Source organism: Mesorhizobium monacense (assembly GCF_056781675.1).
In genome coordinates this window covers 1,825,115-1,846,613 of record NZ_CM165567.1, presented here as the reverse complement: position 1 = coordinate 1,846,613, position 21,499 = coordinate 1,825,115, and the positions used below count along the sequence as shown (strand labels likewise).

The 21,499-nt window shown below is 60.1% G+C and carries 21 protein-coding genes and 2 pseudogenes; 10 read left to right on the top strand and 13 right to left on the bottom strand.

The genetic code is table 11. The features are described from left to right. The first annotated feature begins 24 nt into the window (after positions 1-24). The 4 genes from AC1RUK_RS08610 to kduD are packed head-to-tail and all read left to right on the top strand — an operon-like array spanning position 25 to position 3,940. Positions 25-1,053 carry a carbohydrate ABC transporter permease gene (locus AC1RUK_RS08610; RefSeq protein WP_481835955.1) on the top strand — a complete coding sequence of 343 codons (1,029 nt, stop codon included), beginning with the start codon at positions 25-27 and terminating at the stop codon, positions 1,051-1,053. Beyond that, positions 1,050-2,102 carry a carbohydrate ABC transporter permease gene (locus AC1RUK_RS08605; RefSeq protein WP_481835956.1) on the top strand — a complete coding sequence of 351 codons (1,053 nt, stop codon included), beginning with the start codon at positions 1,050-1,052 and terminating at the stop codon, positions 2,100-2,102. Before AC1RUK_RS08610 ends, AC1RUK_RS08605 begins: the two co-directional genes overlap by 4 nt. 10 nt (positions 2,103-2,112) lie before the next feature. Then, positions 2,113-3,198 carry an ABC transporter ATP-binding protein gene (locus tag AC1RUK_RS08600; protein ID WP_481835957.1) on the top strand — a complete coding sequence of 362 codons (1,086 nt, stop codon included), beginning with the start codon at positions 2,113-2,115 and terminating at the stop codon, positions 3,196-3,198. Beyond that, positions 3,170-3,940: a 2-dehydro-3-deoxy-D-gluconate 5-dehydrogenase KduD gene (kduD, locus tag AC1RUK_RS08595; RefSeq protein ID WP_481835958.1), complete on the top strand. Its 771-nt coding sequence runs from the start codon at positions 3,170-3,172 to the stop codon at positions 3,938-3,940. The genes AC1RUK_RS08600 and kduD overlap by 29 nt, the downstream gene beginning before the upstream one ends. A gap of 428 nt (positions 3,941-4,368) precedes the next feature. Here the strand turns inward: kduD and AC1RUK_RS08590 are convergent, their stop codons facing one another. From AC1RUK_RS08590 to AC1RUK_RS08570, 5 genes and pseudogenes are all read right to left on the bottom strand, one after another. After that, positions 4,369-4,749: a cupin gene (locus tag AC1RUK_RS08590; RefSeq protein WP_481835959.1), complete on the bottom strand. Its 381-nt coding sequence runs from the start codon at positions 4,747-4,749 to the stop codon at positions 4,369-4,371. Between the two features lie 8 nt (positions 4,750-4,757). Further along, positions 4,758-6,245 carry a 4-hydroxyphenylacetate 3-hydroxylase family protein gene (locus AC1RUK_RS08585; RefSeq protein WP_481839544.1) on the bottom strand — a complete coding sequence of 496 codons (1,488 nt, stop codon included), beginning with the start codon at positions 6,243-6,245 and terminating at the stop codon, positions 4,758-4,760. A 14-nt stretch (positions 6,246-6,259) separates the two neighbouring features. Next, positions 6,260-6,463: a flavin reductase family protein gene (locus tag AC1RUK_RS08580; RefSeq protein ID WP_481839545.1), complete on the bottom strand. Its 204-nt coding sequence runs from the start codon at positions 6,461-6,463 to the stop codon at positions 6,260-6,262. A 97-nt stretch (positions 6,464-6,560) separates the two neighbouring features. Next, a pseudogene (locus AC1RUK_RS08575) lies at positions 6,561-6,683 on the bottom strand (flavin reductase family protein); the annotation flags it as partial. A 247-nt stretch (positions 6,684-6,930) separates the two neighbouring features. Further along, positions 6,931-7,587: a GntR family transcriptional regulator gene (locus AC1RUK_RS08570; RefSeq protein ID WP_481835960.1), complete on the bottom strand. Its 657-nt coding sequence runs from the start codon at positions 7,585-7,587 to the stop codon at positions 6,931-6,933. Positions 7,588-7,901: 314 nt separating this feature from the next. On the opposite strand from AC1RUK_RS08570, the pseudogene AC1RUK_RS08565 reads away from it, so the two are divergent. Beyond that, positions 7,902-8,201, top strand: a pseudogene (locus AC1RUK_RS08565) (alpha/beta fold hydrolase); the annotation flags it as partial. A gap of 479 nt (positions 8,202-8,680) precedes the next feature. Here AC1RUK_RS08565 and AC1RUK_RS08560 read toward each other — a convergent pair. Next, on the bottom strand, positions 8,681-9,592 hold the full coding sequence (locus tag AC1RUK_RS08560; RefSeq protein ID WP_481839546.1) for a LysR family transcriptional regulator: 912 nt from the start codon (positions 9,590-9,592) through the stop codon (positions 8,681-8,683). A 135-nt stretch (positions 9,593-9,727) separates the two neighbouring features. Between AC1RUK_RS08560 and AC1RUK_RS08555 the strand changes: the two genes are divergently transcribed. Together AC1RUK_RS08555 and AC1RUK_RS08550 are read left to right on the top strand one after the other, a co-directional pair. Continuing rightward, positions 9,728-10,288 carry a hypothetical protein gene (locus tag AC1RUK_RS08555; protein ID WP_481835961.1) on the top strand — a complete coding sequence of 187 codons (561 nt, stop codon included), beginning with the start codon at positions 9,728-9,730 and terminating at the stop codon, positions 10,286-10,288. Positions 10,289-10,436: 148 nt separating this feature from the next. Next, positions 10,437-10,730, top strand: a complete 294-nt coding sequence (locus tag AC1RUK_RS08550) for an Atu4866 domain-containing protein (RefSeq protein WP_481839547.1) — start codon at positions 10,437-10,439, stop codon at positions 10,728-10,730. Positions 10,731-10,774: 44 nt separating this feature from the next. Here AC1RUK_RS08550 and AC1RUK_RS08545 read toward each other — a convergent pair whose 3' ends face one another. The 6 genes from AC1RUK_RS08545 to betI all read right to left on the bottom strand — a co-directional run bounded on the left by AC1RUK_RS08545 (position 10,775) and on the right by betI (position 16,917). Beyond that, positions 10,775-11,005, bottom strand: a complete 231-nt coding sequence (locus tag AC1RUK_RS08545) for a hypothetical protein (RefSeq protein WP_481835962.1) — start codon at positions 11,003-11,005, stop codon at positions 10,775-10,777. 72 nt (positions 11,006-11,077) lie between these two features. Then, a complete protein-coding gene (locus AC1RUK_RS08540) occupies positions 11,078-12,988 on the bottom strand; it encodes an ABC transporter permease (RefSeq protein WP_481835963.1) in 1,911 nt (636 codons plus the stop codon). Positions 12,989-13,167: 179 nt separating this feature from the next. Then, positions 13,168-14,274 (bottom strand): quaternary amine ABC transporter ATP-binding protein, encoded by a 1,107-nt coding sequence (locus tag AC1RUK_RS08535; protein ID WP_481835964.1) that lies wholly within the window; start codon positions 14,272-14,274, stop codon positions 13,168-13,170. 74 nt (positions 14,275-14,348) lie between these two features. Continuing rightward, complete coding sequence (locus AC1RUK_RS08530) at positions 14,349-15,287, bottom strand: ABC transporter substrate-binding protein (RefSeq protein ID WP_481835965.1); 939 nt, start codon at positions 15,285-15,287, stop codon at positions 14,349-14,351. 66 nt (positions 15,288-15,353) lie between these two features. Continuing rightward, positions 15,354-16,160: an SDR family oxidoreductase gene (locus AC1RUK_RS08525; RefSeq protein ID WP_481835966.1), complete on the bottom strand. Its 807-nt coding sequence runs from the start codon at positions 16,158-16,160 to the stop codon at positions 15,354-15,356. Between the two features lie 124 nt (positions 16,161-16,284). Beyond that, positions 16,285-16,917: a choline-binding transcriptional repressor BetI gene (gene betI, locus AC1RUK_RS08520; RefSeq protein ID WP_481839548.1), complete on the bottom strand. Its 633-nt coding sequence runs from the start codon at positions 16,915-16,917 to the stop codon at positions 16,285-16,287. Between the two features lie 85 nt (positions 16,918-17,002). Between betI and AC1RUK_RS08515 the strand changes: the two genes are divergently transcribed. Then, positions 17,003-18,082, top strand: coding sequence for a helix-turn-helix transcriptional regulator (locus AC1RUK_RS08515; protein WP_481835967.1), 1,080 nt, complete (start codon positions 17,003-17,005; stop codon positions 18,080-18,082). 9 nt (positions 18,083-18,091) lie between these two features. Here the strand turns inward: AC1RUK_RS08515 and AC1RUK_RS08510 are convergent, their stop codons facing one another. Continuing rightward, positions 18,092-19,573 carry a flavin-containing monooxygenase gene (locus tag AC1RUK_RS08510; protein ID WP_481840217.1) on the bottom strand — a complete coding sequence of 494 codons (1,482 nt, stop codon included), beginning with the start codon at positions 19,571-19,573 and terminating at the stop codon, positions 18,092-18,094. Positions 19,574-19,743: 170 nt separating this feature from the next. Here AC1RUK_RS08510 and AC1RUK_RS08505 point away from each other — a divergent pair, with 170 nt between their 5' ends. Together AC1RUK_RS08505 and AC1RUK_RS08500 are read left to right on the top strand one after the other, a co-directional pair. After that, on the top strand, positions 19,744-20,520 hold the full coding sequence (locus AC1RUK_RS08505) for an SDR family NAD(P)-dependent oxidoreductase (protein ID WP_481835969.1): 777 nt from the start codon (positions 19,744-19,746) through the stop codon (positions 20,518-20,520). Between the two features lie 200 nt (positions 20,521-20,720). Continuing rightward, positions 20,721-21,491, top strand: a complete 771-nt coding sequence (locus AC1RUK_RS08500; protein WP_481835970.1) for an SDR family oxidoreductase — start codon at positions 20,721-20,723, stop codon at positions 21,489-21,491. Positions 21,492-21,499 lie beyond the last annotated feature (8 nt).

Here is a 21,499-nt window from a genome sequence, read left to right as displayed (position 1 = left end):
CCGCCTGCAGTAGGGAGGTAGGCAATGATGTCAGGTGTTCACGAGAGGACTTGGGCCGGGATCTCCGAGGCCGTCCTGGTTCCGGTGCGCCTCGTTATGGGGCTGATCGATGCGCCGCTGAGATGGCTTCAAAGGGTCGCCGGGATCAGCGGCATGGCGGCCTTTTTCCTGCTGCCCAACATGCTGATATTCGGCATCTTCGTTCTTCTGCCCTTCTTCATTAACTTCGCCTATTCGATGACCGGCGGCACAGCCCTCTTCCTGCCGGACCGCAGCTTTGTGGGCGGCGATCAGTATGCCCGGCTCTTTGACTGCGCGAACTACCTCAATCCCAACAGCTGCGCAGAAGACACGTTTTGGACGGCCGTCAGCAATACCAGCTGGTTCGTTCTGCTCCAGGTCACACTGATGATCGCCGTTTCGCTCGTCACCGCGCTGATCCTCAACCGCGACCTGATGGCGCGCAGCTTTTGGCGGGCGGTGTTCTTCTTTCCCGTATTGCTTTCGCCCGTGGTCGTGGGGCTCATCTGGAAATGGATCCTTCAGCGCCAGGGCCTCCTGAACTTCGGCCTCTACGGTCTCGGCTTCGACCCCTATACTTGGCTGAACGATCGCAGCTGGGCTTTCGCCGCGACGGTGGGCGTGTCCATTTGGGCGCATATGGGGTTCTACACGCTGATCCTGCTCGCCGGCCTGCAGGCCATCCCGAAGGATCTCTACGAAGCGGCCGAAATGGACGGCACACGGCCGACCCGGGCCTTCCTGCGCATCACGATACCGCTGCTTGCGCCCAATCTTCTCGTCGTGATCGTCCTGGTTCTCATCCGCGCCGTGCAGATCTTCGACGAAGTCTACGTCTTGACGGGAGGCGGACCCGGCACAAGCACGCTTTATCTCACGCAGTATATCTACGAGACCGGCTTTGCGACGCAGTTGCGCAATCCCGGGCTTGCCGCGGCTGCCTCGATCCTCATGGGCATGGTCCTCGTCGTCCTGACGCTAGTACAGCTTGGCCTCAGCCGGTCCAGCGACAAGAAGGGAGCCCGCAAATGAGCCGGGTTGCGCAATTCATCTTTCGCCGCAAGGGTGGCAAAAGCTGGCACTGGACGGATATCGTCACCTGGGTCTGGCTCGTCGGCGGTCTGCTGGTGATGTTCGGCCCCGCCATCTGGTTGGTCGGCTCTTCGTTCAAATCGCCGGCAGCACTAGCGGAATTCCCGCCGACCATACTGCCCTATATCACCCAGAAGGTGACGGTCGAAGGCTATGACAAGCCGCTCGATCTCTACGAGGTGACCTTGGCGGATGGCAGCAAGGCAATGCTCGCCGAAGTCCGGCGCATCGGCCTTGTCAGCCAGATGGTCGATCCGCAGAAACCGGGCGAGATTATCAAGGTCAATATCGCGCAGCGCACCGCAGTCCGCGAAATGTCCTTCGCCATGGAGAACTACAGCGAGCCCTTCACCCATTTCGATTTCGTCCGCTATCTCTGGAACTCCATCTTCGTGACTGTGACGGCGACGCTGATTACCTTGATCGTCAATTCGATGGCCGCCTTTGCCCTGAGCAAATACGAGTTTCGTGGGCGGACATTTGCCATGCTGCTCATTCTTGCGACGCTGATGGTGCCCCTGTCGGTGATAATGGTGCCGCTCTACTCGATCGTCTCGGCGCTTGGTCTTTTCAACAATCTCTGGGGCGTGATTCTACCGACGGTGGCGACACCGACCGGCGTGTTCATTCTGCGCCAGTACATGCTGACCATTCCCGACGAGCTGATCGATGCGGCTCGCATGGACAAGGCGTCGGAATGGCAGATCTACTGGCGCATCGTCCTGCCACTGACCGCACCCGCGCTTGCCGTTCTCGCGATCTTCTCCGTCGTCTGGCGCTGGAACGATTTCCTCTGGCCGTTGATCGTGCTCTCGCGCAAGGAGCTCTACACGCTTCAGGTGGGCCTGAGCGTCTATTCCGGCGAGTTGAATGTGCAGTGGCATTTCATTCTGGCGATGACGGTCGTGACGATGATCCCGGTCGTTCTCGTTTTCATCTTCCTGCAGCGCTTCATCACCACCGGCATTGCCGGCACCGGACTGAAATAAGGAGTGCATCATGGGTCATATCAAGCTTACCAATGTGGCAAAATCCTTCGGGGCGATCGACGTGCTCCACGGCATCAATCTGGAGATCGCCGATGGCGAGCTCGTCGTGTTTGTCGGTCCATCCGGCTGCGGTAAGTCGACACTGCTTCGCTTGATCGCCGGGCTCGAAAAGCCGACGGGTGGCGACCTCGCTATCGATGGCAAGCAGGTCAATGCCATACCGGCTGCCGACCGCGGGCTTGCCATGGTGTTCCAGTCCTACGCGCTCTATCCGCATATGAGCGTGCGCCAAAACCTCGCTTTCGGCCTCGAGAACACCAAAATGCCGAAGGCGGAAATCGCAGGTCGCATCGGGGAAGCCGCGCGCATGCTGGAGATCGAGCCCTATCTCGACCGGCGGCCGGGGCAGCTTTCGGGCGGCCAGCGTCAGCGCGTCGCGATCGGCCGCGCCATCGTCAGGAGGCCGGTCGCCTTCCTTCTCGATGAGCCTTTGTCCAACCTCGATGCCGAACTGCGCGGCTCCACCCGGGCCGAGCTAGCGGCACTGCATGCCCGACTTTCGGCCACGATGATCTATGTAACGCACGATCAGGTCGAGGCGATGACGTTGGCGGACCGCATCGTCGTGCTGCGCGCCGGCCGCATCGAGCAGATCGGCACGCCGCTGGAACTCTATAATTCGCCAGCAAACCGCTTCGTCGCCGGCTTCATCGGCTCGCCGCACATGAATTTCCTCGAGGCAACGATTGAATCCGTGCGATCCAGCAAGGCGATCGCAGCGCTGCCCGGCAGCCACCGGATCGAGCTTCCGGTCAATGGCGCCCACATTGCTATGGGCGCGCGCGTAACCATCGGCGTCCGCCCACACCATATTACGCTCGGCACCGACACGGCCGGCATCCCGGCAAAGATCAAGCTTGTGGAAGCACTCGGCTCCGAAACAGTTATCCACGCCGACGTTGCCGGCCAGAAGGTTCTGGTGGTCGCACCCGGCCAGCACGATCTGACGCCGGGGACCGATCTGCGCCTGTCGCTGTCGGCAGCACCGCTTCATCTATTCAACGAGAATGGCCTGCGCCTTGACCGCGTTGTTTGATCTCTCCGGAAAAATCGCTTTGATCACCGGGGCGAGAACAGGCCTCGGCCGTGGAATGGCGTTGGCGCTGGCCGGGGCCGGCGCCGATATCGTTGCGCTCGGCTCTTCTCCCATGCCTGAAACCGCCGAACTCGTCGGGCAGGCGGGCCGCCGCTTTCATGCGCTTGAGGTCGATCTTTCCAAAAAGTTCGACGCGAAAGCAGTGGTCGCTGAAGCTGCCGCGGCATTCGGCGGCATCGATATTCTCATCAACAATGCGGGCATCATCCGCCGCGCCGACCTCCTCGACTATTCCGAAACGGATTGGGATGACGTCATCGACGTCAACCTGAAGGCAGCCTTCCTGCTCTCGCAGGCCGTGGCGCGCCACATGGTCGAAACCAAACGGAAGGGACGGATCGTCAATATCGCCTCGATGCTGACGTTCCAGGGGGGCATTCGCGTGCCCGCCTATTCGGCTTCCAAGCACGGCATCGCAGGGCTGACAAAAGCGATGGCGAACGAGCTTGCGGTGCACGGCATAACGGTCAACGCCATCGCGCCCGGCTACATGGCGACCGACAATACCGAAGCACTGCGCAACAACTCCGATCGCAACGCCCAGATTTCCGCGCGCATTCCGATGGGACGCTGGGGCACGCCGAACGATCTCGCCACCGCGGTTGTGTTCTTCGTCGCCAAAGAGTCCGGCTATGTGACAGGCACCGTTCTGCCCGTCGATGGTGGCTGGCTGGTCAGATAGGAAGGGGGATGACCGTTCCCGTCGAGCGACTCAAAGCTCTCTGGCACGCGGTGTCGCGCGGTCCGAAGCAAATGGGGAGAAGTCGATCTAAGTCAGTGGGAAGTTAACTTAGCGCCCTCCCCTCGCCAGGCTTGCAAAGCCGTCAGCATAGGTGCGGCGGCGACATCGTGAAAGACAATCACACGGCAGGATTGCGCTGTGAAAGGACTTTGTCTCTGCTCCACGAAGCCCGATTCGTCCCGATGGCTGGTGAAACCTCAAAATATTTTTTGCGGCGATTTTTCCTTTAAAATCAAAAGCGTAACTTTTTGACGGCCTTGATGTTGGATATTGCCAGACTTGGATATTGCCAGACGTTGTATGACTCGGTGGCGCACTAGCGAGAGCGTCCGCAGGCGCTTGGGCGCGCGGACATCATTCGAAAAAAATCAAGTCTCGTAGTAGTGAAGCTCGAGCAGCAGGCACCCGGTATGCGACCGGAAGGGGCCGTGATAGACGCCAGGCGGCCGGCAGGCGTAGGTGTTCGGGGCAAAACTCAGCGACGGCTCTGCGACCGAAGATCCGCCGATGACGAGATCTCCCGATACGAGATAGACCTCTTCCCAGTATTCATGCACGAACGGCACCGTTGTATAGGCGCCCGGCGCAAACCGCAGCAGCCGCGTGCGGTGCCCGGTCTTGCCCGCGTCGTCAAGCCGGCCGGCAAGAATCTTCTGCTCGATGCCGGGCGGGTAACCAGGCGGCGAATGCCAGCCCTCGCCGGTCATGTCGATTGTGTGAAATTCCTTGTGTTCCTTTCGGATCGGCATGGCAAACCTCAAGCGGCAACCGGAGCGGCACGGTCGATCTCGTCGTCCAGCGAATAGCTGTCAAGCATGTGGTCGACGAGCTGCGTGCAGCGGTCCCAGTCGAAGGTGCGGAAGCTGTGTCCCTTAGTCACGAAGGTGGCGCCGGCATAGAACATCTCGTATTGCGTGTGGCGCGAGGCGAACTCCGAGCCGATCGCATCCCAGGCCAGCTTGAAGAATTTTACCCGGCCCTCCGACGAAGTGACGGGCGATTGCTGTGTCTTTTCAATCAGACTGCACAGCTCCGGATCGGCGAAATCCTGGACGGAAGACGGCAGCATGATCAGTCCGCCACCCGCCAGTTCGCGCAAGGTCAGGATCACCCCGGCATAGAGCTGCTGTGTCAGCACCTGAGCCGAATAGAGTGTATGGGCGTCGGGCACGAAATAGGCGCCGTGCATGCGGCCCTTCACCTCCATGGCATGCACCAGCGCGTCGACCATGGTGTTCTGTGCCGCGAGCGCTCCCAACGTCTCGCGCACCTGCGGAAAGTTGATGACGCCGTTGGTCTCGGCGATACGCCGGGCGATGCCGACGAGGAAGCGCATCTTCACCATCAGGCGGACCTGCGCCTGGTAATTCTGGAGGACATGCGCCGGCGTGGCATGGAACTGCCGCTGGCACATGGCGATATCCTGGTTGATGAAGACGCGGTCCCAGGGAACTTTCACATCGTCGAAGTAGAGCACGGCGTCGTTCTCGTCGAAGCGGCTAGCGAGTGGATTGTCGAAGACGCTGGCGGCGCTCTGCTCGTAGGATTTGCGCGACAGGATCTTTAGCCCGCCGGCATTCATCGGCACGGCGAAGGACACAGCATAGGGCTCGTCGCCTTCGCGCAGCGGCTGGATGCAGGTGACGAACACCTCGTTTGCCATGATGCCGCCGGTCGCCAGCATCTTGGCGCCGCGGATTGTCAGGCCTGCTGCGTCCTGGTCGACGACGCCGGCGGTGAGGAAGCGGTCCTGCTGCTCACCTGCGGACTTCGAGCGGTCGGCCTGCGGATTGAGGATGGCGTAGGTGAGATAGAGTTCGTTGTCCCGGGCGTAGCGGTAATAAACGGCAAGTGCCGCGGCTCGCGCCTTGTCATAGGCCTCGAAGACCTCGATCCCCATGAACATGCCGGAAATGCAGGAGGCGACATGGTCTGGGGCGCGGCCAAGAAAGCCGTAATGAAGCTCCGTCCAGGCCTCCAGCGCCTTGCGCCGTTCGACGAGCTCGGCATGGCTGCGCGGCAACTGCCAGATGCGATTGGCCCGCTGCCCGCCGCTTTCGGGAACTTCAAAGGTCATCAACGCCCGGTTATCCGGCCGCGCCTGGAAGTCGTAGAGCGTGCCGACCGACCGGATCGTCTGGCGGAAGGCAGGATGCGCGGTGACGTCGCCGGCCGCCTGGCCATCGATATAGACTTGCCTGCCATCTCTCAGCATCTCGATATGCTGCGCCCCAGTCTTGATCATCTTACCCTCCGCGATCAGTAGTGGATGTCGAGCGGCCAAAGCGGCGCCGCAAACTCCGTTGGCTGCAGTGATGCGTAGCGCCCCTTGCCGAAAACCAGCGGCTGCCGGTCGGCGAAGGACCGGAAATGCTTCACCCTGGCGATGAACAGCACGTGGTCGCCGGCTTCGTGCCTGGCCCACGGCTCGCAATCGAATAGCGCCGCCACCCCGGGCAGCACCGGGCCGCCAAAGCCCGCCCTGCTCGAAGCGCATCCCTTCCCACTTGTTGGAAAGCGGCTTCGCGAAGCGGTTGGAAATGTCCTTCTGGTTTTCCGAGAGAACGTTGACCGTGTAACTGGCAGCCTTCTGCCAGAGCGGCATGCCGGCTGAACGACGATCGATGCTGAACAGGACGAGGGGCGGGTCAAGCGACAACGAGTTGAACGAGCTCATCGTCATGCCGAGTTGCTCGCCGTCGGCCAGACAGGTGACGACGCAGACGCCGGTTGGAAACTGTGCCAGCGCCTGCCGGAACGCGCGCACGTCAAAAGCCGTTTCTCTTTCGATGATCATGCTCCGGCCCTTTCGGCACCGATTGGTTAAGTCACAATAGTCAATTCACCAATTCCGTTGACCAACTGCCCGCCGCCACTGTGTGTCTCGACCGTTCGGCCGCATCGCCGATGCGAACGCCGCGGCCGCCCTCTTACTGCGCCACCGCCGCGCTACGCGCGGTTGCAACCGAGCCCCAGCCTGCCGCAGTCGGCAGCCGCAAGGCGACGAGCGTCCGCGCCAGATGCTGCGCGACGGCCGCGGCCGCCTGCTCGGGCTGTCCGCGGCGTATGCCCTCGACGATCGCTGCGTGCTCGGCAAGCACGCTGTCGCCGCGCCCGCCGGAGATCGTCATGGCATGCACGCCCATCCGCAACTGACGGTCCCGCAGGCTCTCATAGAAGTCGGCGAGCACCGGATTGCCGGCGGCGCGCACGATCGTACGATGAAAGTCCCGGTCGCATTCGATGAACGCAACAGGATCGTGCCGCACCTCCACCTGTCGGGCGATCAGCCTGTCGAGTTCCGCCGCAAGCATGTCACCAAAGCCGGCTGCCCGCCCTGCGCACCACTCCTCCACCAAGCCGCGGGCCTGCATGACAGCTTCGATCTCCGCCTCGGTGATCGGCGGAACGTAGGCGCCCTTCTTCGGCAAGATCTGCAGCAGGCCGTCGGCTTCGAGCCGCAATAGCGCTTCGCGCACCGGCGTCCGCGACGTTCCCGTCTCGCGGCAGACCTCCGCCTCGGTAAGGAACGTGCCCTCGCGGCTGGGCAAGGTGAGCACATGCTGCTTCAGCCAGCGGTAGACCACGTCCTGCGCAGCATCGGCGCGTTGCCCAATCGCTGGGCGTTGTGATTGATGTCGCTCACTCATAGACATCATGTATACATGTTGTCGCCAAGAGATTCAAGCCAACTTACGACCTGGCTGCGCCGAGCGCAAACGTCAGGAATTGGCGCACCTTTTCCGGTCCACGCTTTCAGAGATCGGAAACGCGGAAACTAGCATCGGAGGTCCAGTTTGGGTGTGGCTCCTGGCTTTCCCCAGCATGTCGCGATCGGTTTGAGGTACATCAAGGCGCCCCGGACTCCAGCGAATAGGATGGCACAAAGTGGATTTCGAGAATGGCGGTCATGGTCGGGATCAGATGGTTGTTATTGGCGGTCTCCATCGTTGTGCTGGCCGCCGGCGGACTGGTTTTCCTGTCCCAAGGTTGTGAAAACCGCCGCCGGACCGCTCGAATACGCTGATAGGGGCGATGGCATTCCGCTCCTTTCTATCCACGGTGCGGGTGGCGAATGGGATCAGGGCTTGGCCAACGTTGCCGATCTCGTCGGGACGGCTTTCGGGTCATCGCCCCGTCGCGTTTCGGCTATCTGGGGACACCAATCCCCTCCGTTGCTTCGCCCGCCGCTCAGGGAGAGGAGTCCCGGGCAGCGACCGCAGCTATGACAGAACGCTGCAGACGATTACGCCCCACGGACAATTCGGCATCTAGTATGGCCGGGACGACAGTGCCTCGTTCGGAAGATCCTGCCCAACCACACGCATCGGTGGCGTGCGAGACGCGTTCCGCTTTCTTCGTCAACGGATTTGGCTGGGATTAAACTCACGCATTTTCCCACCGCGAGTGTCTCGCAGGTGTTCGGCATAGACTTTCAGTTCGGCCATCGAGTGGCTATATGCACGCTCGAGCATCGACCGGCATTTCTTCGGATCGATCCCCACGGGACGAAAGCACCAGCGACCGGCTGACAATGGAAGCGTCGGACAACGGCGGCGGCCTTAATCTTCGCGTCATCGGGCCAGACGGGGCAGTAACGACCACGGCCAACGCGCAATGGTAGACTCGATTGGGTCGGGTTCGCGCAAGCGAAACACCCGTCAGCCGAGCGGCCGTGGCTTAAGCCTTAGCTCGCACGGAATCCCGCCTGTGCTGCTGAACGTGGTCAACCAGCGCGCGCAGCTTTGACGCCATATTCCGGCGATTTGGAAAATACAGAAAGAAGCCTGGGAAAGGCGGTAGATAGGCGTCCAGCACTGATATCAATTCGCCACGCTCAACATAGGGGCGAAAGGTCTCCTCCAACGCGAAGGTGATCCCGCCCCCTGCCAGTGCAGTGCGGATCATCAGACGCAGGTCATTGGTCGTCACCTGGGGCTCGACAGCGACGTCGAATGCTACGCCCTCGTGTTCGAACTCCCAACGGTAAGGTGCCACGCTGGGTGACGGACGCCATCCAATACATCGATGGTGCACCAGTTCACGCGGATGCTTGGGCACCCCGTGGGCCGCGAAATAGTCTGGAGCAGCAACGACCGCTTCCCTCTGCGGTTCCGTCAGCGCGACAGCCACCATGTCCTGCTCGATTACATCTCCCAGTCGCACACCGGCGTCGAAACCGGCGGCCACGATGTCGAAGGCGTCGTCGGTGACCGTCACGTCGATTGTGACGTTTGCAAAAGCCTTGGCAAAGGAAGCGATCAGAGGGCCTGAGAGAAACTCTTCGGCGATTGAGGTGACCGCGATGCGTAGCAAACCATGCGGATTTGCGTTACCGGCAACCTCCTCCAAGGCAGATTGGACATCAGCCATGGGACGCAAGAGTGCGTTGCGGAAACGCCCGCCCGCCTCCGTCAGGCGGACGCTGCGTGTGGTGCGGGTCACCAGCGCGATTCCGCAGGCATCTTCCAGACGCCTTATTCCCTGGCTGATTGCGGACCGGGTAACTCCGAGGCGGTCGGCGGCAGCGGTGAAACTCGCTTCCTCCGCCACCGCGACGAACATCGGCAACAGGTTCAGGTCCAATTTTATTGTCCATTCTTGCTAACCATTGTGATTAGCTTATGATGGATACACACGACAATCGCCGTTGTCTACCTTCCCATTGCTCAACCAGGTGAACTGGTGGGTAAGACAAGGAAAACGTTGGTTATGAAAGGAATTCCGATGACCTATCTCAGAACGATGCTCGCCGCCGGCTTGGTTGCTTGCACCTTCGCCGCACCTGCTGCCGCGCAGGATGCCGCCTGCCCCCAGGCCGGCGCCGAGAGCCCCCTCCAACTCCACAAGGACTGGATCATGAAAGGCTGGGAGCGCCAGGAAGGCGACCCGAAGTTTGTCTTCTCCCAGAAGCTGAACCGCTACTACGACCTCAAGGACACCAACGGTGTCTTCTACGACAATTTCGCGCCTGGAGGCTCTCAGCTGTTCCGCGACTCGGCCCGCTACGGGGCTAATTGGGAAGACCTGCAGAATGCCGCACGGTCCGTTCACCACGGCCTGACGGATGCCAATGATGTCATCATCAGCGACAAGGTTGCCTCGACGACGCTCGGCTTCGTCGGCCGCATCGATCGCCTCGATGGCAAGGTCATTGCTTTCGACGGACGCTCGCAGCTCGGTTGGACCTGCGTGGGTGGAGCATGGAAGATCCATCACGAACTGAATTACGCCTGGATCGTCGAACCCGACACCATCGAAAAGTTTCTGGGCAAGACGGGACAGTAACCAGCCGCCACGTCTCGCTGCGGAGGCAGCCGATGAATCTGGCTGCCTCCGTCTTCGGCGCTAGGCCTCCGTTGGCCAGAGTAAGCTTAACGACGGCATTTCCATGAGCAGGTTACGGATACCGTTCTCATCAATGGTCGTCCTCGCAATGCTCTTCGGTTCGCCCAGCAGGCATGCCGTTTTCAAAACTGGAGAAACCACCATGACAGATCACCTCTATGCCGGCATGTGGGTCACGCAGGACAGTCGCATTCGCCACGAACTGCTTCCCAACGGTCGCTACGACGAGGCGCGCGGGGCCAAGAAAAGCGCCTACCAGGGCCGATACAAAATTACCAACGACCATATCGATTATTGGGACGACACCGGCTTCACTGCTGACGGCGACTTCGTCGACGGCGTCCTCTATCACGCAGGAATGGTGCTTCGACGGGAGCATTGACGCGATATCGGCACCTCGCGGCATGCGGCCGAACTCTGCGCCTTTCAGGATCTGTCCGGTGACAGGATCCCATCGATGCGCAAATCTGCGATGAGCCGGTGCATGGTCTTGATGAGGCTGTGCGCGGTGGGCGTCAAAGCCCGCTTGCCGGAGGTCGCGACAACCAACTTGCGCGTCATTTCGGGCTCCGAGAACCCCCAGTACCGAGCAACGTTTGCAAGGACGAGGTCGCGCACTCCAGAAAAGCGCGGATCGCAGATACCGTCTATGTTCATGCTCGGGCTCTCAACGTTTGGGGAGTGACTGGATGCAGGCGCTAGGAACCATTCTCGCCTGGCTGCAACTCGCTAGTCCCGCGAATTGCCGGTCCCTGAGACCGTCGCCCGCATGATGCGATCTGAGATCATCGCAACCAGCGCAATCGACAAGCCGGCGACCAAACCTTGACCCGCATCAGCTTTGCTCAATGCAATGTAGACCTGCTGACCGAGGTCCTTAGTGCCAACCAATGCCGCAACGGGCAGCATCGACAGGGCTGCCATGATCGTTTGGTTCACACCAAGAACGACAGTCGGCTTAGCCACCGGGAGTTGGACATGGATCAAGCTCTGCCACGAGGTGCATCCGATCTGCCGCGACGTCTCGACAAGATCGGCTGGAACGCCCCTTATCCCATGCTCGACGTAGCGAATTGGTGGCACGATTGCATAGAGCGCGATTGCAATCAGGCCGGTGAGTTCGCCCACTTGAAAGAACATCAACGCCGGGATCAGAAAGATGAATTGCGGCATGGTTTGTAGCGCATCGCAACAGGGTCTCAGGATAGCCGAGAGCCGGTCGCTCTTTGCCGCGGCGACGCCGAGCAATCCGCCGCAGAACATACATATCAGCACAGCAAGGAGACAAAGATACAGAGACTGACCGAGTGGCACATAGTGGCCTGTGGTGACGATGAACGACGTTCCGACCATGGCCAGGGCAGCCAACCGCAATCCGCCAGTCGACCAGGCAAGAGCTGTCACGACCGCGATGAAGGCCGGCCAGGGAAATCCGTTGAATCCAAACAGCAACAACGTCGACCCGATCAGAACGGCGATTGCGACGCCCCACCGACCTTTGATCCAGAGCCAGGCCGCCAGCGCCAGCGACGTTCCGCCATAAAGCGCACCCAGTTCGGGGGTCCAGGCAAAGCCCCAGGTCATGGGCGTCACAGCACTCACCAAACCGATGCGGAGCGGTAACATGAAATGGTAGAGGACGAAGGCCTTGAAGGCGTCCAGCGGTGCTGAAAAAGCACGCACCAGATCGATCACGAGATTATTCAAGACAGTTGGATCAATTACACCCTGGACACCATCGATCCAGCCCATGCTTGTCGGCGAGCCACGCAGCAAAATGCCAGCAAGCAATGGTATCGCCAGAAAGGTAGCCGCGCGAACGGCGTCTCGCGACGTGATCGGACCGGAGGCGCCGCGTGGTTGAGCCAATCCGAACGTAATGCGATCAACCACCATCGCCAGCACGGCGATCACGAGACCGGACAAAAGGCTCTGGCCGAATTCTGCCTTGCGCATTGAACTGAGGACTTCCCAGCCGACGTCGTTGAAGCCGCCGATGATCGCCGCCATGATCACCATGCTGAAGCTGGCCATGGTCGTTTGGTTGATGCCGGTTAGAATTTCTCGCTTGGCGGTCGGCAATACGACGTTCCAGAATCGCTGCCATCGCGTGCAACCAGCCATGCTTCCTACTTCAAGAAGGGAAACTGGAACGCGCGAGAGGCCAAGCATCGTACAATGAACCATCGGCGCGATCGCATACGTCACACACGCAATCAAGCCGACGATCGGTCCGAACCCAAAGAGCAGCAGCAGCGGAATAAGGAAAGCGAAGGCCGGAACCGTCTGCAGCAAGTCGAGCACCACCATCGTCACGTTCCGGACGTAACGTGAGGAATGTGCGCCTATGCCAAGGAAGAAACCGGCGCTTACAGCGAGCGGAACCGCGAGAACGACCATGGACAAGGTGTTCATGCCCTGCTGCCAATAGCCGGCGAGCACAATATAGCTGAGCGCGGCCGCGGTGAAGGCTGCCAGTTGCCAACCTCGGGCCAGCCAGCCGAGCAGTGCCATGAACGCAAGCATGGCCGGCCAGGGCATCCAACGCAGGGCTGACCCGCAAGCCTCCAGTGCAGCACCGAGCACGCCTGCGACCGTCATGCAGAATGGGGTCAGCAGGGGCAAGAGAAAGTCAAACATGCTGGTTATCGCGGCTGAGATCGGCAAGATCCAAGCGTTTGGATAGGCGACGAGCCAGGGCCAGGCCGTCCGCAGAGTGAGGCAAAGCGCAGTGAAAGCCAAAATGCAAAGCCAGACCCACTGCAGCCTGGATCGCAAGTGCGGACTTTCGACCCGCAGCAGAACGGCCTCCAGAGTGCTCACACTGCCACCCGTCGGGTTACGTCGTTCGCCAGAACTTTTGCTATGATGTCGGATGTGAGAAGGCCCACCGGTCCCTTCCCTTCGCGGGTAATCACAAATGTTCGCGTACCCGCAATGCTGTGTGGCAGCAGCGCCTCAATCGGCATCGCCGCATCGACCTCATGACCCTGACTTGCAGCCCAATTATCGGGGAGCTCTTCCATGACGGAGCCGGCGGTCACCACCTTCGTCAGGGACACCTCTTCCGTGAAACTCGCGACGTAGGAGTCGACCGGATTGAGCATGATGTCGGCAGGTGTGCCGATCTGGATGATGCGCCCTTCGCGCATGATCGCGATCCGATCAGCGAGCCGGAAAGCCTCCTGAATGTCGTGCGTGATAAACACGATGGTTTTCTGCAGCAGCCGCTGCAGCCGCAAAAACTCGTCCTGCATCTGGCGCCGGATCAGCGGATCGAGAGCCGAGAAAGGCTCATCGAGGAACCATAATTCGGGCCCGACGGCGAGCGATCGGGCGATGCCAACACGTTGCTGCTGCCCGCCGGAAAGCTCATGCGGCATGCTGGCTTCCCGGCCCTGCAGTCCCACCAGAGCGATCATCTCGCGCCCTTTTTTGGTTCGTTCGATGGGCGCGACACCCTGCATGCGCAACGGAAACGCGACATTGTCGAGCACATTGAGATGGGGCAGCAGACCAAAGCTCTGGAACACCATCCCCATGACCTTGCGGCGCACTTCGACCATTCGGCGCTCGCTGGCAGCCAGTAGATTCTCCTCGCCCAACCAAACCTCGCCGCTTGTTGGTTCGACCAGACGTGACAGACATCGCACAAGTGTCGATTTGCCGGACCCGGAAAGGCCCATGACAACGAAGATCTCGCCTTGCCGGACTTCAAAACTCACATCCGCCAAGGCAAGGAAATGTCCTGTTGCTTCCAACCGACGCTTCAACCCCTCAGGTGAGTCTGTGGTCTTCTGCGCCAGGTCCAACGCTCGCTCGGGCCGCTGCCCATAGATCTTCCAGATGTTGCGACATTGAAGCTTGGCGGGCGCCTCGCCCACCGCCCCTCGCGTAAAGCCTGCTCCATCGATAGAATTGATCATGACCGAATGTTCTCTTCAGAGTTCTATCTACATGTCATAGGCCAGTGGCTGGGCCTGTGATTGACTGCATGCGATCAATTCTGGGCTGCCTTCAGCCAGTCCTGCCAATCGCTCTGATGCTGTTCCAGCCACCCGTCGACAGCCTGGTCCAAATTCTTGCCCTGCTTGTCCACGGCGTAGATCATTTTCTGCTGGTCATCAGCCTGGACCTGGAGCGATTTCATGAGGGCATAGCCCGCCGGCCATTTCTCGGCGAACCCCGACCAAACCACCTTGATCACCGGCGGAGCAACGATGCACTCCGCCAGATTGCTTTCATCGCAAGGCGGCATCTTCAGCCACTCGACCGGCACTTCTGCCAGAACCCAATGCGGCGACCAGAAGCGCATCAGCAACGGCTTGTGGGCCGCGGCCGCGGCCTGCAGTTCGGCAATGAGAGAACCTTCAGATCCGGCAGGCACGGTCGTGAAGGGAATTTCGGCGTTCTTCAGTTCCGGACCGCTCGCCGATCCCCAATCGGCGGGGTAATCCAACAGCCGCCCGTTTGGGAAGGTTTCTGGCGTTGCCAGCGCCTGGACACACGACGGGTTCTTCAATGCTGTCCAATCGGGAAGCCCTGGACAAACGGCTTTGGTGTCGACCGTATAAATCCAGCCATCCCGGCTCTGCAGGCCAAGCTCGCCGATCTCCTCGAGCTTCCCTTCGGCCTTCGCCTTCGGATAGACGTCACCGAGATTGCTGGGCCAGACTTCCGGCGAGAGAGACAGGCTGCCGCTCGCAATGCCGGTGAACTGCGGCAGCGTACCCGCTGTCACATATTCGACTTTGTAACCGAGCTTTTCCAACAGCTTGCCGGCAATGTGCGCGGTCAAGTTCTGCCCTGTCCATTCGTTGATCGCGATTTTGATCGCCGAGTTTGTATCGCCTATTGGCTTCGCAATCGCGCCGGACCCCACCGCAAGACCCAAGCTGATCGGGATGACCCACAGGGCAACTTTGATATTGGTAAGCATGAACGACATCCTCCCATGTTTTGTTGTCTTCTTTGAGCCGGTTACCGCATCGCGCTTCGCTCCCGCCTACGACACGAGCCGCGCCGAGAAGCTGGCGGGAGCGACTATGCCGGCAAGCATGCCCCCATCGACCGGCAGTTCGGCCCCAGTGACCAATCGAGCCGCATCCGATGCGAGAAAGAGAATGGCTTCGGCGATATCCGAGGGTACCGGTAGCTGGCGCATCGGAACGACGCTGCTCAGTCTGGCGACCTCCATCTCCCGTCCGCCAACGGCCTCTGCAAACCGTTCCAGCATTTCGGAATCGACATAGGTCGGGTGAACGGAATTGCATCGGATGGGCAGCGCGTTAGCCGCGCAATAAAGCGCCACGCCTTTGGTCAACAGCCGAACAGCGCCCTTGCTCGCCGCGTAGGCAACCGCGTCATCTGCGGCAATGTTGCCGTAGATTGAGGAGATATTCACGATCGCGCCGGAATTGCCCGTTGCTCTCATCGCGCCTACTGCGCAACGGCAGCCCAGGAAGGTGCCAGTGGCATTGACATCCATCGTTCGCTGCCACTCAGCGAGGGAGCAGCTGATGAAATCGCCACCAGTCCATATGCCCGCCGAGTTCACCAGGATATCGATCCTGCCCGCGCATTTGAGCACTGCGTCGAGAGCCGCCGACCATGAGTGCTCTTGCGTAACGTCGAGCGGGACAAAGTGCGCCGATGGGCCGATCTCTGCGGCAGCCGCCACGCCTCTATCCGGGTCGATATCACCCAGAAATACGTCGCCGCCTTCGCGCGCGAAAAGACGCGCGGTTTCACGACCAATTCCGGAAGCGGCTCCAGAGATAAGGGTTACCTTGCCCGATAGCCGACCCGTCACGAGGTGCTCCTCCGAATTCGTCGAGACCCAAAGCCTATTCACGCTCGCAGGCGCCAACAATGGTGCCAACGGTCACCATCCTTGTTCAGACGTTCGTCGTCGCGGGCCGATAAGTGCAGCCCAACTAGCGCGCTTGCTGACTGGCAGCGAGAGCGCGGGACAGATGGTCGTTCCATTCTATGTGCGGGATGCGATGGGCCAGATAATCGGCCATTTGCACCAGTGCTTCCGAAGCGGTCAGCTGACCTGGATGCAACCCAAGCCTCAGCCAAAGCCCATCGATGAGTGTCGTTATGCCGAGCGCGACGGTTTCACATTCGTCTGTCGGAACGAGTATCGACAGTGCGGTCATCAAGTTGGAATGCATGCGGGCGTGCACGACGCGTTGGATCCGCGCCAGCTGTGGCTCGCGCGGGATTTCGGCGCAAAGTGCAAGCCAGGCACGACAAATTCCGGGAGTGAAGAACGCGGTGCTGAAATTGCCTTCGATGATCGCCCATAGTCGCTGATCCGGGCTGCGAGCAAGGCGCATCAGGCGGATTACCTCATCCCGCAGCAGAGCATTCGAGTGCCGCATCGCATGCTCGAACAGTTCCTGTTTGGTTTTGAAATAGTGGTGGACGATGCCTTTCGACGCGCCCGCCCTCTGCGCAACCTTTTCGATGGTTGCCCCGCCCATTCCCTCTGCCTGGAGGACCTCATAGGCCGCATGGCGCAGTTCCCGGCGTCGAATGTCGCTTATTCTGGTCAGGCTCATGCGCTGACATTGACATAGTTGGCTAAAGGGATCAACAATTGGCCGGATGACCAATTTACAGGACAACCAGCCAATGAGGTGAGACATGAACGTTCTTTCTCCGGTAGGTGCCGATATTCGAGACCATGCCGTTTCGTTGAGCGCCTTCGAACGTCCACGGGACATGGCTGGGGCGAGATTTTGGGATGCCATGGAGCGGGCCAGCGCCGCCATAGGTGGCGAGGCTTTCTATGACAGGCTGCTCGAGGTGCTGACCTCATTGGTGAAAGCCGACCTCCTTTCGTTGGTCCGCTATTCAAGTTTTGGCGCGCCCGATCTTGTCATTCCTCGCGAAATCAGGACTGAGGTTGCAGCGCCGTATGACTCAGGTTTGTATGCGTTTGACCCTTTCCATCATTATTGGCGAACTGTCGCAGAGCCTGCCGTCAAATCGTTACGTGGATTGGCGCCCGCCGAATTGTGGAAGAGCCGCTATGCCCTGGAATTTTTGCGCGCGGCGCGCATCAGCGACGAAATCGCGGTGTTTTTACCTCCGATCGGCGGAGCCAGTCCGACTCTCATTCTTGATCGGGCCACAGGTGAGTTCACTCCCGCCGAGGTTGCTCGCATCGAGAGTGTTTTTCCTCTTTTGGCGGGGCTACACAAAGCGCATCTCAAGGCGATCATCAGCCGCGGATTGATCGACCATTCGACAGAAAAGCCGTTCCGGCTGATCGATCGGAGCGGCAAGGAGCTTGCCGTCAATCGCGCTTGGAGGAAGCTGGCGGCAGATCCAAAAGGTGGGCTCGCCGAAGCTTTGGCGGACCTGGCCAGACCCGGCAGAACACAGACATCGCTCCCCGATGGCCGGTTCATCATCAGGTCCCCATTGGCTACGGATTTTGGCGCTGCTCCAGGGGGCCTGTGTGATCAGGTGGAAGTGTCGGCCCTGCAAGCTCCGAATGGGCAAGACGACAGCTGGCTTGCCTGCCTTACCCACCGAGAGCGGCAAATTGTGGTACTCACTCTGGAAGGCCATCCGATCGCGAGCATCGCCAGCCGCCTCGGCCTCAAGCGCGGCACCATCAAGAACCATCGTCTGCGCCTCTACCAGAAGCTCGACATCACGACCGAGAGAGAACTTTTTCTCACCTACATGCAGCATCTGCGAGCAAATGGAAGATGAGACCATTGGTCACTCGGCTGCAGAGGGTACCTCAAGCCTAGCAGCGCTGGGCACCGGCAGCCGCGTGCGCCCGAAGCCAAGCGCGCGTGCTCGCTTTCGGCCTCGCCGCAGTTCGCTTTCCAGTTCGGCAAAATAGATGTCCTGATCGAGCTGCATCGTGTGGCGCGCCGAAGCGTAGTAGCGCGCCATATGCTTCTTCTCGTCGGCGAGGATCGTGCGTGCCTGTTCTTCCATGTCGGGCAATGCATATTCGCCAGACAGGTAGGCGGCGATCCATTTTGCCTGGCGATCGGCAAGCGCAAACAGCGTGATGCTGGGCTGAGCCAAGGCGATGAAGAACAGGTTCGGGATTCCGGGCTTGAGGACGCGCTTGAAGAGCGGCAGCCGATTGCCGGGCGCCGATATAAAGGACGGATCGAAGAATGGAAAACTGACCTTGTAGCCGGTGGCCCAGACGATGATATCGATCTTTTCGCGACGTCCGTCTTCGAAAAAGACGCTATCGCCATCAAGCTCTCTGATCCCAGGCCGAATCTCGATATCGCCCGAAGCGACCAGAGTTGGGAACGTGTCCGATACCGAGACATGCGCCTCGAAGGCGCGGTGGTCCGGCTTCGGCAGACCGAAGTCTTCCATGTGGCCGACTGCGAAATGGAATATCCGACGACCGACCCAGCGTTGCAATGACAGCGGCAGCCACGGATATAGCTTGCCCTTGTCGGCCGGCTTTCCGAGGAGAAATCGTGGAAAGATATGCGCGCCGCGACGCGTGCTCACGAAAAGCTTCTTCGTTATGTGGCGTGGGCAAAGCTCGGTGGCGATGTCCATTGCCGAATTGCCCATCCCGACAACGAGAACGCTTTTGCCCCTGAAGTCGACGGGGGTAAAAGGGTCGCGATAGCCATGCGAGTGGATCTGCGTACCGTCGAAGTGGCCTGGATAAGCGGGATCCGGCAGACGGGAATCCCAATGATGCCCATTGCAGACGAACAGGGCATCATAAGAGCGCGTCTGGCCGTCGCCTAAGCGAATTTGCCATGTTCCCTGACCGTCGCGAATGGCCTCGGTGACTTCCGTGCTGAGCCTGACTTTGCCTGACAGGCCGAAGTGCTCCACATAGGCCGTCAAATAGGCCAGCACTTGCGTGTGGTGCAGATAATGAGGCGTGTCGGCAGGCATCGGAAAGCCCGAAAGCTGAAGCTGCAACTTCGACGTATCAATGTGCAGTGAGCGATAGGCCGCCGACTTTCCGTTCGGATTCTCGAATGCCCATTGGCCGCCAATCCGGTCGCTCATTTCGAACCAGTCGAATGGGATGCCGCGTTCGGCGAGTGCCTTGGCGGTGACAATTCCGCTGCAGCCGGCTCCGATGATGCAGCACTTGGGAAGAGTATCAGGCTTCATGGCAATGCTCCCGGCAAAGCGATTGTGGATGTGCCAGAAACCTAGTTCACGCTCTGCGGCGCCAACAATGGTGCCGACGGTCACCATCAATTGTGAGCCAACAGGGTTTGGATGCGTTGTCGCGAGGGCATCTTCAAATGGTGACGCTGGTCGAAGTGAACCACGCCACTCATGGTGACCGTCGGCACCATTGTTGGAGGGGTGGCTTCTGAATAGGCTTCAGGCACATCCACAATCGCTTAGCCGGGAGCCTCTCAATGACGATCAATCACTCCCCGCAGGAGAGGTCTGCCACCAAGTTCCAGATACCACCGCTTCTTGCCGGACGCCGTGCCGTCGTGACGGGCGCGGCACGTGGAATTGGCAAGGCGATTGCCGATGCGTTTGACCAGGCCGGAGCGACGGTTGTCCGCCTTGATCTCAATTCGTCTGCAACCGTTCGCAGCTGTGATGTTGCAGATGAAGATTCTGTCGTGCGTGCATTCATGGATGTCGCGGCCGACGGCCCCATCGATGATGTCGTCCACGCAGCAGCCATTGGAGCTGTCGCTCCGCTGGCTGACATGTCGGCAGCTCAGTTCCGGCGCGTGCTGGATGTAAACCTGACCGGCACTTTCTTGGTCGCACGAGAGGCGACGCGCCATTTGCGTCGGGGCGGAAACGTCGTCCTTGTCGCCTCGCAGTACGGCCTCAAGGGGTGGCCACTGTGGGGAGCCTATTGTGCCTCCAAGGCCGGCGTCTTGAGGCTGGCGGACACGCTGGTGGGTGAACTCGCGCCGCAGGGTATCCGCGTGAATACGATTTCGCCTGGCAGCGTCGACACGGAGATGGTTGCAACAACGACGGCCAATATCGCGCGGCAATCGGGAACTGATGCCGGGTCTATTCGTGCCAGCTATGAGGCGGCCATCCCGATGGGCCGTTTCGCGCAACCCGAAGAGATTGCATCCGTCGCCGTGGCGCTCTGCTCGGGCCTCTGTTCCTATGTGAACGGATCCAACATCGTGGTCGACGGCGGCGAGCTTTCACGATGACTGAAAGCACCATCGGCAGCCGGGAAATCTCGATCTGCGTGCCGCGCGACTAGCCGGGATACCGATCTACCTGCTTCTTCAGCAAATCGTTTGGTCTCGCTGTCGGTAACACCGCCGCCGACCCTAAGCGCGGGATGACAATTTTGCGGCGATGCGGGTCGACGGCGAGGAAGAAGCCAAAGACCACCGGGAGGATAGAAATGCTTCAGCGTGTCATGATCACGGCGGGCGGCTCAGGCATAGGATGGGCCATCGCGAAGGCGTTCGCCGACAATGGCGCCAAGGTTCATATTTGCGATGTCGACGAGCGGGCGCTGGGCGACGTCACAGAGAAGTATCCACAGATCGCCGCCAAGCGGCTCGACCTGACGGATGAGGAAGCGATCGACCATTGGTTCAATGATGCCATAGCCGATCTCAACGGCCTCGATGTCCTGATCAACAACGCCGGCACCAAGGGGCCGACCGGCTATGTCGAGGAGCTCAAGCTTAACGACTGGCGCGAATGTCTAAGCGTCTGTCTCGATGCGCAGTTCCTCTGTGCCAGGCGCGCCACGCCTGTCATGAAGGACCAGCAATCGGGCAGCATCATCAATATCTCCTCGACCGCCGGCCTCTACGGCTATGGCCTTCGCACACCTTATGCCGCAGCCAAATGGGCGGTAATCGGATTGACCAAGTCGCTCGCAGTCGAGCTCGGACCCTACGGTGTGCGCGCCAACGCAATTTGTCCGGGCTCTGTCGACGGCGCACGCATGCAGCAGGTGATGAGGGCCGAAGCCGAGAGCCGCGGCATCTCGCTCGATCTCATCGAAAAGGAGTACGTCCAGTCCCAGTCGATCAAGCGCTTCGTGAAACCCGAAGAGATCGCCGATATGTGCCTCTTCCTCGCCTCGCCCGCCGCCAGGATGGTGAGCGGCCAGGCAATCGCCGTCGATGGCCACACTGAGACGTTCCACATAGCAAGCTGACGCTCACA